The sequence below is a fragment of the Gorillibacterium sp. sgz306347 genome, from assembly GCF_059735245.1.
Window position 1 is genome coordinate 19,986 of sequence record NZ_JCAPET010000048.1, and the last position, 15,199, is coordinate 35,184.

The 15,199-nt window shown below is 59.8% G+C and carries 12 protein-coding genes; 3 read left to right on the forward strand and 9 right to left on the reverse strand.

From position 1 onward, the window contains the following. Window positions 1-479: 479 nt before the first annotated feature. Window positions 480-722, forward strand: coding sequence for an NHLP leader peptide family RiPP precursor (locus AC6I6H_RS19225; protein WP_497955667.1), 243 nt, complete (start codon window positions 480-482; stop codon window positions 720-722). 28 nt (window positions 723-750) lie between these two features. On the opposite strand, the gene AC6I6H_RS19230 is transcribed toward AC6I6H_RS19225, so the two are convergent. Next, the gene (locus AC6I6H_RS19230) at window positions 751-2,640 is read right to left on the reverse strand and encodes an ATP-binding protein (RefSeq protein WP_497955671.1); all 1,890 of its coding nucleotides are present in this window, start codon (window positions 2,638-2,640) and stop codon (window positions 751-753) included. 145 nt (window positions 2,641-2,785) lie between these two features. On the opposite strand from AC6I6H_RS19230, the gene AC6I6H_RS19235 reads away from it, so the two are divergent. Then, complete coding sequence (locus AC6I6H_RS19235; protein WP_497955675.1) at window positions 2,786-3,550, forward strand: AAA family ATPase; 765 nt, start codon at window positions 2,786-2,788, stop codon at window positions 3,548-3,550. 146 nt (window positions 3,551-3,696) lie between these two features. Here the strand turns inward: AC6I6H_RS19235 and AC6I6H_RS19240 are convergent, their stop codons facing one another. From AC6I6H_RS19240 to AC6I6H_RS19275, 8 genes are all read right to left on the reverse strand, one after another. Then, window positions 3,697-4,155: a flavodoxin gene (locus AC6I6H_RS19240; RefSeq protein WP_497955678.1), complete on the reverse strand. Its 459-nt coding sequence runs from the start codon at window positions 4,153-4,155 to the stop codon at window positions 3,697-3,699. Between the two features lie 143 nt (window positions 4,156-4,298). Next, window positions 4,299-5,876: a serine hydrolase domain-containing protein gene (locus AC6I6H_RS19245; RefSeq protein ID WP_497955681.1), complete on the reverse strand. Its 1,578-nt coding sequence runs from the start codon at window positions 5,874-5,876 to the stop codon at window positions 4,299-4,301. Window positions 5,877-5,981: 105 nt separating this feature from the next. Next, on the reverse strand, window positions 5,982-6,581 hold the full coding sequence (locus AC6I6H_RS19250) for a class I SAM-dependent methyltransferase (RefSeq protein WP_497955683.1): 600 nt from the start codon (window positions 6,579-6,581) through the stop codon (window positions 5,982-5,984). Window positions 6,582-6,601: 20 nt separating this feature from the next. Continuing rightward, entirely contained in the window at window positions 6,602-6,991 is a 390-nt protein-coding gene (locus AC6I6H_RS19255; protein WP_497955687.1) for a rhodanese-like domain-containing protein, read from the reverse strand. A gap of 70 nt (window positions 6,992-7,061) precedes the next feature. After that, a complete protein-coding gene (locus tag AC6I6H_RS19260) occupies window positions 7,062-8,093 on the reverse strand; it encodes a serine hydrolase domain-containing protein (RefSeq protein WP_497955690.1) in 1,032 nt (343 codons plus the stop codon). A gap of 139 nt (window positions 8,094-8,232) precedes the next feature. Next, the gene (locus AC6I6H_RS19265; protein WP_497955694.1) at window positions 8,233-8,859 is read right to left on the reverse strand and encodes a TVP38/TMEM64 family protein; all 627 of its coding nucleotides are present in this window, start codon (window positions 8,857-8,859) and stop codon (window positions 8,233-8,235) included. Between the two features lie 30 nt (window positions 8,860-8,889). Beyond that, window positions 8,890-10,734, reverse strand: coding sequence for an aminodeoxychorismate synthase component I (pabB, locus tag AC6I6H_RS19270; RefSeq protein ID WP_497955696.1), 1,845 nt, complete (start codon window positions 10,732-10,734; stop codon window positions 8,890-8,892). Next, a complete protein-coding gene (locus AC6I6H_RS19275; protein WP_497955699.1) occupies window positions 10,703-11,428 on the reverse strand; it encodes an MBL fold metallo-hydrolase in 726 nt (241 codons plus the stop codon). Before AC6I6H_RS19275 ends, pabB begins: the two co-directional genes overlap by 32 nt. Window positions 11,429-11,673: 245 nt before the next feature. Here AC6I6H_RS19275 and AC6I6H_RS19280 point away from each other — a divergent pair, with 245 nt between their 5' ends. After that, complete coding sequence (locus AC6I6H_RS19280; protein WP_497955704.1) at window positions 11,674-14,391, forward strand: PAS domain-containing protein; 2,718 nt, start codon at window positions 11,674-11,676, stop codon at window positions 14,389-14,391. The last annotated feature ends 808 nt before the right edge of the window (window positions 14,392-15,199 follow it).

The window sequence follows — 15,199 nt, forward strand, 5'->3', positions numbered from 1 at the left end:
ACAAGTGCGCGAGCGGCAGCAGCCGGCGCGCTTCCGGGTCGGACGTGTCCATGGCGTCATCCAGCAGAAAATAATGCAGCATGCCGAACACGTTGCCGACCGCCAATTTCCGACAGGTCTCCCGCGGGAGACCGGTCACGTCGGAAAGCCAGTAGGGCAGCAGACTGCAGATAAAATTCCGGCCGCCCGTCTTGTCCAAAAGGTCAAACCGGTCCAGACAAAGCAAAGCCTGATCGGCAAAGGGGCCCGGTAACGCAGAAGCCGTCCTCCGGCACTCGCCGTCCACGATCCTCAATTCCTCGAAAAAATCGTTATACCAGTTCACAAGCCTCCGCCTCTCGTGGATAATGGCTTTATAGCGGAAAATGTTGAAGGCACGCACATGCCTCGCCTAACTTCCAGATAATTCTAGCACTTTCTATCTGATTCTGCTATAATTTACTATGCACTTACATAATCTGTGAAAGGGTGAACGTAAAATGTCAGCAGAAGCCGTTTTGAGAACGCAAGTGATTCAGAAAGCTTGGTTGGATCCCGAGTTCAAAGCCAAATTGTTGGCCGATCCGAAAGCCGCCATCCAGCAGGCTCTCGGAATCAAACTCCCGGATCACCTGAAGCTGCGCACGGTAGAGGAAGGCTCCGATGAGTTTTATCTGGTCATTCCGCCCGCCCCTTCCGATACCATCAAGGCTGAAGTAAAACCGCTCGGCGCCTGGAGCTGACCGGAACACGGCGGCGGGAGACGCGAGGTCACGCCCCGGTTGCTTTCGGCAGCCGAATCGTGACCTCCGTCCCCGCCTTTTTTTCGCTTTGAAACTCGATTTTCCCCTTCATCGCCTCAATGATCCGGAACGTAACCATCAGGCCCAGTCCGGTGCCCTTCGTTTTGTTGGAGAAGTACGGCTCCCCGAGCCGTGCGATCTCCGCCGGCTCCATCCCCTCCCCATTGTCGCGGATTCGAATGACCACCTCGCCGTTTTCCTCCATGGCCCAAATTTCCACCAGCCCGTCTTCTTGAAACGCCTCAATGCTGTTTTTGACGATATTGACAATCGCCTGCTTGAATTTCGAAGCGTTGCCCAGCACGATCAGATCGGGCGCAATGGAAATCCGCAAGTCCCCGCCTTGCAAACTGGCAAGAGGCTGCAAAATGCTCTCCACCTGTTCAAATTCCACCATCAGGTTCAGCTTGGCGACATCGTCCAGCTCGGGCTTTGCGAAGGTCAGAAAATCGGTGATGATGCCGGAAGCACGGTCCAGCTCCGTCAGCGCCAGCCGGATGTAGGACGCTTCGGGCGGGTTCGGGCATTTCCCTGTCAAAAGCTGCAGAAACCCGCGGGTCACCTGAAGCGGATTTCGCACCTCGTGGGCGACGGAGGCCGCAAGCTCGCTAATGATGTCCATTTTTTCCGAACGGCGAAGCTCGTTGTTGAACATCTCCAGTTCCTTCGAATAAATCACGAGTTGGCGGTGGTTAAACGCGATAGAGCGGCCCATGATGAGGATCAGCGAAACGATCAGCCCGAGCAGCCCCCATTTCCACCAGACCAAGTCGTAGCGGTACGACTTGATGAAGTACCAGGCGAGCTCCGAAATGCCCACCCCGGCAAAAATCGTAAACCCGCCCATAAAAATCGCCGCGTCGCGGTTGCCTTTGACCGCATACAGAATGGCGTGGAACAAAATGAGCGCGAACAGCGCAAAAATAACAAAGCCGCTAAAGGTCACCGTAAAGAAAACGTAGACTTCCTGCAAGCTGACGCCGACAATCGGGTAGAGAATGCTAATGACTACGCAAACGGCCGAGAACACGGTCTGGAACAGCCGGAAACGGGTGATCAGCTTGAACACGCCCGAGCCGAAAATTTTCTCAAAAAACGCGATCAGGGAAAACATCGCAATGGCCATAGAGAGGTCGAACGACATCATGCTGAAGGTCGCGAAGCCTCCGAGGTTGTTAAAGAGCAGCGAATGCGAAAGAAGCAGCACACCCGCGGACATGATGATGAGGCTGAGATAGATCCAGGTCGCCCGGTAGTGCCGGCCTTGCAGCAAACCGCCGATAAGAATGGCCAGGCCCGCAAACATCAGCGCTCCGGACAGCAGGGTGTTGAGGAGATCGGGCTCCCCGTAACTTCCCGTGATGTATTGATATTCGCCCACGATGATATCGTCGCCGATGCCGATGCGGTGCTGCGGGGTTTCCATCCAGAAATACAGCGTTTTCCCGGAATAATCATGGTCGAGCGGGAGCAGCAATTTATTGATATCATGGATATATTCCCGGTTGGACTCGTAAATCAGGCGGTCCTCCAGAAAAATCCGGAGATTGAGGGTATACAGCTTCTTGATAAACATGGCGTAAGTCTTGTCGGAGAGCTCCGGAAGCTTGACCCGTATCCATCCCGACGCCACGTGGTCCGGCTTCTCCAGCAGCGTGCTGGACGAGCGGATCGTCATCCAGCCTTCATTGTCCCCGAGAGGCGGATGGTCGGGCCTGGGCGCCCCGTTTTCTCCCCATTTCATTTGCCATTCTTTAATGCGTGTTTCTTGCTGTTCCGGCGCCGCCTTGGCGGTCACGGCTCCCAGCAGGACAGCAGTCAAAAGTACAAGCGCGGCGATTCTGTACAACCGTTTCATTCTCGTCCCCCAACTGGTTATGGCGATATCTTTTGTAATTTTGTTATAATTTGCCACGAGCGAATTATAACATAACCCGCTCGGCCTGAGCGACTAAAAATGACAATCGGCGCCATCCCCGGCTCCGAAGCGGAGGAAGATACACATGCTGGACGAGCAAGACGCCTATTTGCGGAAAGTAGAGCTGCTTCGTCATGAAGTGCCCTCTTTCGACCGGTATCCGTTTCACCTGCCCGCTCTCCGCGGCCTGGAATCCCTCCCGCTGCATCCCCGGATCACCTATCTGGTCGGAGAGAACGGCATGGGCAAATCGACGCTGCTGGAAGCGGTCGCCGTGGCCTGGGGCTTTAACCCGGAAGGCGGTACGCTGAATTTCTCTTTTTCGACGGAGGAAACCCACTCCGAGCTGTACCGGTACGTGCGGCTGGTGCGGGGAACGCGCAAAGCGCGCGACGGCTTCTTTTTCCGGGCGGAGAGCTACTATAATCTGGCGACCAGCATCGAAGAAATGGACCGGATTCCGTCCGGCGCCCCGCCGGTCAAAGCCTCCTACGGAGGCAAATCGCTCCACGAGCAGTCGCACGGGGAATCGTTCTTCGCTGCGTTTCTCCACCGCTTCGGCGGAAACGGCCTGTACCTGCTGGACGAGCCGGAGGCGGCCCTGTCCCCTTTTCGCCAAATGGCCATGCTCGCCCGCATTCACCAGCTGGTCGGCAGGCGCTCGCAATTTGTTATCTCCACCCATTCGCCAATTCTCATGGCGTATCCCGGTGCGCTCATCTATCAGCTATCCGAAAACGGCATCGAGCCGAAAGCGCTGGAGGAAACCGACCATTACGCCATCACGCGCGAATTTCTCAACAACCGCGAACGGATGCTGGACGAGCTTTTTGCCGGCGGCGATGAATAAGGGGCTGTCCTTCATTTTATGAATTCCCTTTGCTTTTGCGGTTTCCTGCTTTTCCGGACGCCTCCCCACACAAAAAAAACCTTCCCCGGCGGGAAGGTTCACAAGGAAGCCGGCGCATGGCGTCAGCTCTGCTATTTAAACCGCGATCAAGCGTTGGCTTTGCCAAGCAGAGCCGTCCGCGCCACGCTCCGTCCCATGGCCCGGCAGGCTTCCTGCTGCTCCGCGTCCGGCCCCATGTCCGCTTTCAGGCTTTCCGCCGCTAGCGCAGCCCCGCGCTCGGCGAGCTTATCGCCCAGCAGGTCGACGGCCTTGCAGAAATCGGCGTAATAGGTGTCGCCCGAGCCGAAAACCGCCGCCGCACGGCCGTCAAGCTCCAGGCTGTCCAGATCGTCGTACAGATCAAGGAACTCGTCGGGCAGTTCGCCTTCCCCCCATGTGTAAGAGCCAAAAATAATGCCATCATATTCAAGCAGCTGCGGCGAATGCACGGATTCGACCGGCTTCAGCGCCACCTCGCAGCCTTCCGCCCGTGCGCCCTCTGCAACCAGCCCGGCCATCTCCTCGGTGTTCCCCGTCAGACTGGCGTAAACGACTATTACTTTCATCGGTTGCCCTCCTTCTTCCGCTTTCCGGGAAGCTACCTCCACGTTAATTGATAATGATTATCATTGTCAATTAATATTTTGTGAACAAACAGCGCCACATCAAAGCCCCGCTCCGGCTTTCGGAACGGGGCTTTACAGGAAAATTAGGCAGGAAGGCGGGTTCCGGTCAAATCCGGACGCGATTCGGGCCAGTTCTCGGACCGCTGCGGCAGGTCGTCGGAAAACCGGATGGAAAGGCCGTCTCCTTCAAACCGGCAGAGCAGCGTATCCGTATAAGGCGTGCCGGTAAAGCGCAGGTCCAGCCGGTACTCTCCGCTCTCCGTCCAGCCACCGGAAGCGGACACCGGCGTCGGCACCAGCGTCTTGCCCAGCAAATGGGGGGGAACGCCGTGCTTCATGCCGATCGTCCCGGCCTCCCAAACGCCATCCCCGCAGACGATCTGCTCCGTTCCGTCCGCATCTTTAACCGTAACCGTGCACTTGTCCGCTTCGAAAGCAAAAGAAACCGTCTCCCAGGTAAGCGGGTTCGGCTCCAGCCGGTAAACGCGCGCCGCGAAATCCGGCTGCACGTCCGCACCGGCCGCCGAGCACACCGGCGGATAGGCTAGCTGTACCCGGGCCAGCTCCGCTTCGGCCGACCGGTCAACCGGCTCTCCGGCCGCTTTCATGGCCGGCAGCAAATGCTCCCAAACCAGGTCCAGCGAAAGCTGGGCTTTGGGTTCGCTTGCCGTTATGGCAATGACGGCGTTCCAATCCGGAAGCACAATGCCGAACTGCCCGAACGCGCCGTCGGCCCGATAAACGTTGTGGCGGCAGCGCCAGAACTGATAGCCATAGCCGCGGATATTGTCCAGCCACACCTGGCTGCCGAACAGCTTTTCGTCCTCTTCGGCCCACTGCTCGGGGGGCAGCACATCCGGCGGACGGTTGTCGATTTGCGCTCGGGTCGCTTCCTCAATCCAAGCTTCGGACAGGAGCCGTCTCCCCTTCCATACGCCCTTTTGCAAATACAGCTGCGCGAATTTCGCCAGGTCCTCGGTCCGGATGTTCAGCCCCCAGCCGCCGGTGCTGATGCCGAGCGGGCTGGCGTCCCACACCGGGTTTTCAATGCCGAGCGGCGCAAACAGGCGGTCCTGCAGGAAGTCGCGGACCGTTTGTCCCGATACCCTCTGGACGATCGCCGACAGCATAAAGGTAGCGCCGGTGTTGTACACAAACCGGGAGCCCGGGGCTTCTTCGACCGGAAGGGCCAGCCATGCTTTTACCCAGTCCTCCGAGTCTTCGATCAGAGCGCCCCAGGTATCGGTCGCATGGCCCGAAGCCATCGTCAGCAGATCCTTGACCCGCATCGCGGCGAGCTGTTCTCCGACCGTTTCCGGAAGCAGGTCGGGGAAAAACCGGATCACCGGATCGTTCACCGTCAAAAGCCCCTCGTCCACGGCCATTCCGACCGCCGTCGAAGTAAAACTTTTGCTGACGGAAAACATCATGTGATTTTGATCCGCGCGGTAAGGCGCCCACCACTTTTCGGCCACGACATGTCCGTTGCGGACCAGCATAAAGCTGTGCAGGACGATGCCTTTTTCCTCCACGGCCCGCAGATAGCTCAGGATGCCGGACGCCTCCACTCCCTGCTCGCCGGGCGCGGAGCGGGGCAGCGCTCCTTCGGATACGGCTGCCGCCGTTTGCTGCATGTGCTCGTGATCGTTCCGTTCTGTCACTTTTCATTCCTCCTTGTGTCTCGCCGCCTGCATTGCAGGCAGCTGAGCCGGTCCACAGGCCGGCGTACACCTGCGTCTCCCTGCCGAACCGCACCGGGGCCTGCTTCAACGCGGCGGCCTGGCAAATCCCCCGTCCTTCTCCGCTCCCGCATGCCCTTCATGCGCATAGACCCGAAGCCGGACGCGCTTCAGCTGCAGCTCCTCCACCAGCCACCAGCCCGACAGCCGGTCGCAGTCCGGCTTTTTGTTCGGCGTCAGGACAAGCAGCCGGCCGGATAAGGCCGCCAGCCGCCACAGCACCTGGGGAAGCAGCGATTCGGGGCACAGGTGCAGCGCAAAGCTGCAGACGACGGAGTCGTAGCGCCCGCCTTCGAGCGCGCCTTGGGCGATGTCGAGAAACGTGTACGGGAGCGCTTCCTTGCCGGTTCGGGCCCGGTATGCTTCGCCCGTATACGGATCGACGCCCGTCACCTCGCAGCCGGCAAGCGCCAGCGTCGCTTCTCCCGAGCCGCAGCACAAGTCAAGCACGGAACGGCCGACAAACCCCGCCTCAAGCGCGGCCCCGAGAAGCTCGCGGACCACCGGCTCGTGCGGGTTGCGGTAAGCATCTCCGTGGCCGGCGTAATAGCCGTCCACGCCGAGCGCTTCGTATTCGTTCCGAATGCCTGTCGGCTCGGGTTCCTCCTTGCCGGTTTTCTTTTTCATGGCATCCTCCGCCCGGCCGGTCAGTCCGGCCGGTTTCGCTTCAGCCCGTCCATGGAGAACTCCTCCACCACACGCTCCGGCCCCGTCCGGACCGCGTCGATCCAGCTCAGCATGCCGCCCCGGAAGTTGGTCACGTTCGCGATCCCGGCCTGCTTCATAAACCGGGCTACCGCCAGGCTGCGGCTGCCGCTGCGGCAGACCAGGACGTATTCCGCCGATTGGTCGAAGCGGTCGATCAGATCGGGAAATTCGCCCATCGGCAGAAGGGGAATGCCCGGGATATGCCCGGCCTCGTATTCCTCCGGCTCCCGCACGTCGATGACATACACGTGGTCTCGGGCGGGGTCGTTCAGAAGCTTTTTCAGTTCATAGGCATCCAGTTGGGGGATGCCTTCGATGATTTCCGTCATTCCGCTCTCCTCCTGTGATGCCCCGTTCCGCCGGGGAACGGGAATGCTTGTCTTCAGTGTAGCACGTGCGTCAGACTGACGAAAGCACCGGGTCCGCCAGCCGGCGAATTGCTCCCGCGCCCGTTCCGTTGTTTGACAGCACGGCGATCTCCATCCCGGTTTGCGGGTAAACCGAAAACGCCATGCTCACGCCCGGATCGCTGCCCATAATAAAGTATTGCCGGACGCCCGCTTGGTCCGTTTCAATCCAGACGCCAAGCCCGTAATGGCGGTTCGGGGCGATTGTAACCTGGGGGGCGAGCAGTTCCTTTGTCAGGTCCGGCCCGAGAAGCGAACCGCCGGCAAGGGAATGCCACAAGAGCGAAAGATCCTCGGCTGTGGTAAACGCCCCTCCGTCCGGCCCTCCGATCACCGGGAGCGAATAAACGTTAGTGCGCCAGCCGCCCTCCTCGTCGATGTACCCGAGCGCCGTCCGTTCCGGCAGACGGTCCAGGGCAAAGTAGCCCGAATCGGTCATGCCGCTTGGCCCGAACACCTGCTCCTCGACAAACCGGGGAAACGGCAGCCCGCTTTGCGCCTCCACCAAAAGGCCAAGCAGAATAAACCCGGCGTTGTTGTAGGAAAAAGCCGCACCGGGCGTCCCTTTCATCGGTTTTCCGGCAAACAGCGGCAGAAAATCGGCCGGCTTCCGCAGCCGGTACATGGGCGTTTCCCGCCAAAGCTCCTCAAAATCGTCCATGAGCTCCTCGTCAAAATAATCCGCGATGCCCGACGTATGCGTCAGGAGCCGGCGCACGGTCACGCCGGAGTTAAACCGGGGAAATTCCGCCCCCAGGCAGGCCGACAGAGGGTCGTCGAGGCTGAATTTCCCCTGCTCCGCCAGGCGGCAAACCGCAACCGCCGTAAACAGCTTGCAGCCGGACGCAATCCCGAACCTCGTATTCCGTGCGTTCGGGACTTTTTCACTCCGGTTGGCATAGCCAAACGCTTTGGCGTAACGCTCCGTCTCCCCGCCGCCGGTTATCCGCACAATACCCGAAAAGGCCTGCTCCTCCGCAAACCGGTCCAGGGAGGCCTCAAGCTCTGTCCATTTGCGTTCCATCCGATCACGCTCCGTTATCCGCCGGATTGCCGGGCCGCTTCGTCCGGCCGGCTTATCCGGCTTTTATGGCAATCTTCTTCTGTCCCAGTATAGGAAGCGAAAGGAAGCTTTTTCAAGGGCGCAAACCGTTTGAACGGAACTATCCCTGCTGGTTTCCTCCCTGCATTCCTTTGCGAATGTGGCGGTATTTCGTGAAATAGCGGACCCCGAACCAGGAAATCAGCACGGCGCAGAAGACGATGTACGCGACCAGCAGATCGGTCATGTCCCGCGCGGGGAACACAATCGCAGCGCTGACAATGCCGAACAGCCAGATATGCGAGAAGACCCCGAGCGCGTTGGACCACAGATAGGTTTTGGGCTTCATGTGGCCGAGCGCGGCCAGGAAGGAAATCAGGTTGTTCGGCATGATCGGAATCGTGCGCAGCAGCACGATCGCCCACCCGCCGTACAGCTCGATGTTGCGCTCCCAGCGGGCGTAACGGCCCAGCTTGTTAAGCCACTTGCGGCGGAACCAGCCGACAAAGGTGGAGCGGCACAGGAAATATACCGCAAGCGCCGCGATCAGGCCCACAAGCCAGCTGGCCGCAAAGCCGTGCGCAATGCCCTGCCGGGAAACATGGATCATGATGAGGGTGGCGAACGGAAAAACGCCGAAAATGCCCTGGATGATGCCGAGCGGAATCGTGAGCAGCAAAACTCCGTATCCCGTAAGGCCCGCCGCATCAAACAGCGTCTCGATCCAGCGGTTAATCTGATCGGCCATGTAGGATCGACTCCATTCTTGTCAGGATGTTTATTGATGAGTCCCGGTTCTTACCCATCCCCGGACGCTGTTGATAAACCAGACCGCCGAGGCGCGCCGCAAATCATCCGGCGTCAGGCTCTCTTCGGTCAGAGCGCCGCGGCCGAGCAGCTCCTCCCGGAAGGTGCCGGCGAGCAGCCCGGCCGAAACGGGCGGCGTCAGAAGCCTCCCGTCCAGCTCGACGACCAGGTTGCCGCGGGTGAACTCGGTCAGTTCGCCTTTCTCGTTCCAAAGCAGCACGTCAAATGCGCCGTTTCCTTTGGCAAAATGGTGCGCGTATACCGAACGCTCCGTCGTCTTGTGATACAAAAACGGATCACGGCTGTCCACCGGCTCGTCGGAAAGCACGGTCCGGCGGAGCGGTCCTTCCCGGGGCGGCTGCAGGGAAAACGGACCGGGCGCCTCGATCGCTTCCGCCTCCCACGCCGTCTCGCCTGCCGCTCCGAGCAGCAGGCGGACCTTCCAGGCGCCCGCGGGATGCCCGGCCGCACAAGCTTCAAGCGCCCGCCGAAGCTCCTCTTCGGAGAAGGGGAAGCCGAGCGAGTCCGCGGAGCCGGCAAGCCGCTCCAAATGGCGCGGGAGCAGCGCAAACGCTCCATCCCGCAGCAAAAGGCTCTCCACCAGCCGGAAGTCTGCGCAGTCCGGCCGGGCGAAGGCCGTTCCGCCCGCCGCCCGAAGCAGCACATCGGCTTTGGCCAGCGCCTCGGCGTATTCGCCGCCCGGCGTGGAATCCCAAGTGATGCCGCCTCCGGTGCCGTATTCGGCCGTTCCCGCTTCCCGGTCGATCCAGACCGTGCGGATCGGCACGTTGAACACCGTTTCCCCGTGCGGCGATGCGTATCCGATCGCCCCGCAGTAAACCCCGCGCGGCGAAGCCTCCAGCCGTTCGATCAGGCTCATCGTGCTGATCTTCGGCGCGCCCGTGATCGAGCCGCACGGAAACAGCGCGGCGAACAGCTCCGGCAGCGAAGCGGGGCGGTCCAGCTCCGCCGTCACGGTGGACGTCATCTGATAGACGGTCGGGTAGCGTTCGATTTCGAACAGCTTCGGCACCCGGACGCTGCCCGGCCGGGCGAGCCGGCCCAGATCGTTGCGCAGAAGATCGACGATCATCAGGTTTTCCGCCCGATCCTTCTCCGAAGCGGCCAGCGTTTCCCGGTTGGCCCGGTCCCGGCTTGGCCATAGGCCGCGCGGCGCAGTGCCCTTCATCGGCTTGGCGGTCAGCATCCGGCCGTCCGCGCGGAAGAACAGCTCCGGCGAAACGCTCAGAAGCCGGTGGCGGCCCAAATTCAAGTACGCGGCATACCCCGCCTGCTGGGCCGACGCCAGCCGACGGAAAAACGCCGCGTCCGAGCCTTCAAACGCCGCCCGCAGCCGAAAGGTATAATTCACCTGGTAAGTTTCGCCCCGGGCGATCTCCTCGCGGATGGCTTGAATGGCGCGTACGTACTCCTCCCGGGTCACATCCGGCTCCCAGGCCGAAAGGGAGTAGTCCCTTTGCTCGCCGGGCAGCTCCGCTTCCTCTTCCGCCCGGTCGAACAAGCCAAACCAGAGCAGCGGCAGTCTTGAGCCGCTCTTCACCCGCATGGCCGGGTCGAACGCCGGGGCGGCTTCATAGCTGACATAACCGGCCGCGTAAAAGCCCTGATCCACGCAGCGCTGCACTTCCTCAAGCGCGTTCCGGACCTCCCCGGCGCCGTTCGCGGCAACAATGCGGCTGGGGCGGCGGAACGTCAGCGTCCGGTTCCCGTCCGCGCCGCGAAAGCGGAAATGCAGGAGCGGCTGAATTTCGGCCTCGGTATCTTCATTTGCGGATAAAAGCGGCATTTTGCTCATGAACCCTCCTGCCCTCTTCGGTGGCGAAACGGATGTCTTCTCCGGCGGAGAGCCGCTCCAGGTAGCGGATCGTATCCGCGATGTCGGCTTGCGCCAATGCCAGCGTGTGGCCGGCGCGAATGCTGTGCGGCTGAAGCTGCGTATAGCCCCGCAGCGTGTTTATATAAGCGGGAATGTTGTCCCATTCCACATAGACAACCGGCTTCTCCAGGTTGTCCCCCGCGTAAAGCGCGCCTTCCCGGCGGTCGAAAACGGAAATGCTGTCCTCGGTATGGCCCGGACTGTAAAAAAGCTCAATGCCGTCCTCGGGAAACGCCAGACGGTTTTCAAACGTGAGATCGGGCAGATTTTGGACGACCGTCCCCTCGGCGTGCTGTCCGTTGCCGGCCCACTGCGTTTCCCATTCCGCCGCGATTTTTTCCCGGCATAAAGGATGCGCCAGGATGCGGGCCTTTGAAAAAGCCCCGTTGCCCCAAATGTGATCCCAATGAAAATGCGTGTTGACGACCCGAAGCTCCTTTTCCGGCTTCCCCTGGAGGAGCTCAAGCACCGGTTCCATGCTGGCCGCTCCGCAAAACGTATCGATCAGGTAAAAGGACGTTTCGCGTTCGATGAGGTAAACGTAAGTGAGGCAATTGTTCAGGCTGTCGTATTCAAACGCGGTAACCGAAGGCGATAAGGGCAGCTGCTTCATCCGGTCCTCCTTTTTCCACCATCCATCTTTCTGCTATCATACCAAGCCGGACGCATTTTATCAGCTAAACCGGGCGTCTCGGGCGGGAGAACATGAAAAAAGATAAAGAATTGTTTTTTTCGACAAATTCTGACGGTTCCTATTTTTCTCTTCGAAAAAAAACCGTATACTACTACTACCCAGAAATTCGGCGAAAAAGAGAATGAGCACGCAAGCTTGGCCGACTTGCGAAGGAGGTTTTAATTGTGGTTACCCCCCTGTCGCTTCCGTCGTCGCTATATGAGCAGCTTTTTACCCAAGCCCCACACGGCATGGCTCTCCTTGATCCGCGGAGCGCCCGTTTCGTCCGGGCCAACCCCGCTTTTTGCTCCTTGCTTGCATGCACCGAGAAGGAGCTGCTGCACATAACCGAAAACGATCTGCTCGATGCACTTGGGTTCCGCTGTGCGGGCTGGCTGTCTGACGCCCTCTCCCATCTGAGCGAAGGCGGGCAGCCGCTTGCCACCGAGAAGTTTTATCGGCGCAGTGACGGCCGTACGATCTGGGTATCCGTGCAGCTCTCCTTGGCTGGAACGGAATCGGGCGAGCCGCTCTTGCTGGTCAATGCCTCCGACATCACCGAGAAGAAAAACGCGGAATTGATCCGCTGGGAAAACCCTGACCTGAAAACGCTGCTTTCCGACAATATGCAGGATGTGATCAGCTACAGCCTCCCGGACGGCACGATCCTTTATTGTTCTCCTTCCATAAAGAAGGTGACCGGTTACGAAATGCATGAGGTTGTCGGCAAAAACCGGACCGAGCTCTACCACCCGAGCGATGCGGAAGAAATGCTCGAGCACGGAAAGCTGTATTCGGACAGCGAAGTGTTCACGCGGCGTCTGCGGCACAAGCAGGGCCATTACATCTGGATTGAAACCGCCTTTCAGGTCGTCCGCAACGAACACGGGGAACCCGAGAAAATTTTGACCATCGGCCGGGATGTCACGGAGAAAAAGCATTATCAGGACACGCTGGCGGAAGCGCAGCGGCTGGCGCAAATAGGCTCGTTCGAGTGGGACCGGGAAGCCGGCGGGATCGTTTTTTCCGAGCAGGTCTGCCGTATTTTTCACGGGTTTTTAAAGCCGGAAGCTTCGGGCCTTGCGGAGCTGCTGGCTTTGATTCATCCCGCCGACCGGACCAGGGTCGAACGGGAAGCGCGCGGCGTAGTGAAGGACGGTTTCCTCGGCCAGGATGTGGTGTTTCGCGTCGCCCTGCCCGACGGAACCGGGAAAGCCATTCGTTCCGTTTGGAACCTGAGCCGGAATCCGGAGGGCCAGCCCTTTCATGTGGTCGGCATGATGCAGGACATCACGGAGCGGCGGAAAATCGAAGAGCAGCTGGAGGAAAGCGAACGGAATCATCGGCTGATTACCGAGAATTCAAAGGATTTCGTCGCCCGGCTGTCGGCGGACGACACGCTGATTTACCGGTACGCCTCCCCCTCCTGCCAGACGATTCTGGGGTACCGGCCCGAGGAAATGGTAGGCTCGAGCGCTTTTGATTACTGCCACCCCGACGAGCTGGCGGGGCTGCGGACTATGGTTCGGTCCTCCTTGGCGATGGACGAGTTCCCCCGTCAGCCGCACCGTTTTCGCCGCAAGGACGGCACGTACGTCTGGCTGGAAACCATGAGCCGCCTCGCACGGAGAGACGGGGAGACCGTGATGGAGATCGTCACCATCTCCCGGGATGTCACCGAGCAGAAGCAGTACCTCGAACAAATTGAAAACTTGAGCTACAACAACTCGCTCCTCCTGAATTCCGTCTCCGAAGGGATCTTCGGTCTCGATCTCGACGGAAACACGACGTTTATCAATCCGGCCGGCGCCGCCGCAATCGGATATGAGCCCGAGGACTTGATCGGCCGGCGCCTTCTTTCCGACCACCTGATGACTAGCTGCGACGGAAGCGCCTATCCCCCGGGCCAATCGCCGATGCTGAAGGCGGTTCGGGAGGGCGTCCCCTTTTGGGGGCGTGAGGCGGTGTTCTGGCGAAAAGACGGCACCAGCTTTCTCGCCACCTACCGGATCAACCCTCTCTTCGACAAGGGCGAACAAAAAGGCGCCGTCGTGGTGTTCCAGGACATCACGGACGAGCGGGAAATTCTGGCCGCCAAGGAATCGGCGGAACGGGCCGACCGCGCCAAATCGGAATTTCTGGCGATGATGGGGCATGAGCTCCGTACGCCGATGAACGGGATTATCGGCATGGTCGGGCTGCTTTCCGAAACCAGACTGGACGAGGAGCAGCGGAGCTACGCCAAGATCATTCAGGAAAGCAGCGCTTCCCTGCTTCAAGTGCTGAACGAAATTCTCGATTTCAGCCAGATCGAAACCGGCCGGCTGCAGCTTGGCATGGAACCGGTGGACCTGCGCGGCATCGTCCGGGAAGTGGCGGATCTGTTTCTTCCCAAAGCCGAGGAAAAAGGGCTTGCCCTCAGCGGAGATTGCGATCCGGCCATCCCCGTAATTATCACGGGTGACGGGACGAGAATCCGCCAGGTGCTGCTGAACCTGATCAGCAATGCGGTCAAGTTCACGATGGCGGGAAGCATCAGCATCACGGCGCGGAGCGTTCTGAAGCCCGGCCGGAAGCCGGCGGTCGAGCTTGCCGTGCGGGACACCGGCATCGGCATTCCGGCCGAAAAGCAAAGCCTGCTGTTCCAGCCGTTCTCGCAGCTGCACCCGGCGCTGAACCGAAAATACGGCGGGACCGGGCTCGGCCTGGCGATTGTAAAAAAGCTCGTCGATCTGATGAACGGCGCCGTTGTCGTGGAAAGCGCCGAAGGCGAAGGCTCCGTGTTCCGCGTCACCCTGCGGGCGGAGCCGTGGGAACAAAAGCCGGAGACGGACGTGTCTCCGCCGGGAAAACTTAACCCCCGTTGGATCGGCAGCGAACCGGGCAAACGGGAGTTAAGCTGAACAAAAGGACGGACGGGGCATTTGCGCAAATGCCCCGTCCGTCCTTTTATTGTTTGTCTCCTCACTACACTTGCCGCTCGTTTGCTTGCCGCACGCCGTTCGCTTGCTTCCCCGCCGTTTGCCGCTCGTTTGCTTGCCGCACGCCGCTCGCTTGCTTCCCCGCTGTTTACCGCTTGTTTGCTTGCCGCACGCCGTTCGCTTGCTCCCCCGCCGTTTACCGCTCGTTTGCTTGCCGCACGCCGCTCGCTTGCTTCCCGCCGTTTACCGCTCGTTTGCTTGCCGCACGCCGCTCGCTTGCTTCCCCGCCTCTTACCGCTCGTTTGCTTGCTATACTATTCATCGACCGACAGCATACTATGCCGCTCGCCATTTCCCCTCAAACATGCCGCTTTTGTTTTTCAGCAGCCCTCGTTTCTATTCGTTGATTTATGCTATCTTACAAATTTCCGGCATACTTAGTCAGCCAGCTTGTTCGCTATGTATCGGGTTCTGCCTCCTTGTTCTCTTGCCTTCACTCCCGCCCGCGCCTGCGCCTGTGTCCGCGCCCTGTTTGCCGATCCTCCAAAATGCCGGAAAGGCGGGAACAGGCGGTTGACCGGTAGATTGCGTAAGACGAACCTCGATGACCCGCCGCATTTCTCCTTTTGCCCCAATCCCGACTCCATAGCTTCCTTAGCTGCATCGGCCCCCCGATTTCGTGCTGCAGGATCTATAATCGGGCATGCAATCGAACGCAAAATTTTCTCCCCTGAAAATAACGCAACTTCATAATCTGTGGTGCCCGCCAGGGCAGTGGGTGGCTAACGGT

Excerpts from the sequence above, each read along its gene's own strand:
- AC6I6H_RS19275 (WP_497955699.1), bottom strand. The coding sequence starts at position 11,428 with ATGAAGCAGCTGCCCTTATCGCCTTCGGTTACCGCGTTTGAATACGAC.
- AC6I6H_RS19260 (WP_497955690.1), bottom strand. The coding sequence starts at position 8,093 with ATGGAACGCAAATGGACAGAGCTTGAGGCCTCCCTGGACCGGTTTGCG.
- AC6I6H_RS19225 (WP_497955667.1), top strand. The coding sequence starts at position 480 with ATGTCAGCAGAAGCCGTTTTGAGAACGCAAGTGATTCAGAAAGCTTGG.
- AC6I6H_RS19255 (WP_497955687.1), bottom strand. The coding sequence starts at position 6,991 with ATGACGGAAATCATCGAAGGCATCCCCCAACTGGATGCCTATGAACTG.
- AC6I6H_RS19250 (WP_497955683.1), bottom strand. The coding sequence starts at position 6,581 with ATGAAAAAGAAAACCGGCAAGGAGGAACCCGAGCCGACAGGCATTCGG.
- AC6I6H_RS19235 (WP_497955675.1), top strand. The coding sequence starts at position 2,786 with ATGCTGGACGAGCAAGACGCCTATTTGCGGAAAGTAGAGCTGCTTCGT.
- AC6I6H_RS19230 (WP_497955671.1), bottom strand. The coding sequence starts at position 2,640 with ATGAAACGGTTGTACAGAATCGCCGCGCTTGTACTTTTGACTGCTGTC.
- AC6I6H_RS19265 (WP_497955694.1), bottom strand. The coding sequence starts at position 8,859 with ATGGCCGATCAGATTAACCGCTGGATCGAGACGCTGTTTGATGCGGCG.
- pabB (WP_497955696.1), bottom strand. The coding sequence starts at position 10,734 with ATGAGCAAAATGCCGCTTTTATCCGCAAATGAAGATACCGAGGCCGAA.
- AC6I6H_RS19240 (WP_497955678.1), bottom strand. The coding sequence starts at position 4,155 with ATGAAAGTAATAGTCGTTTACGCCAGTCTGACGGGGAACACCGAGGAG.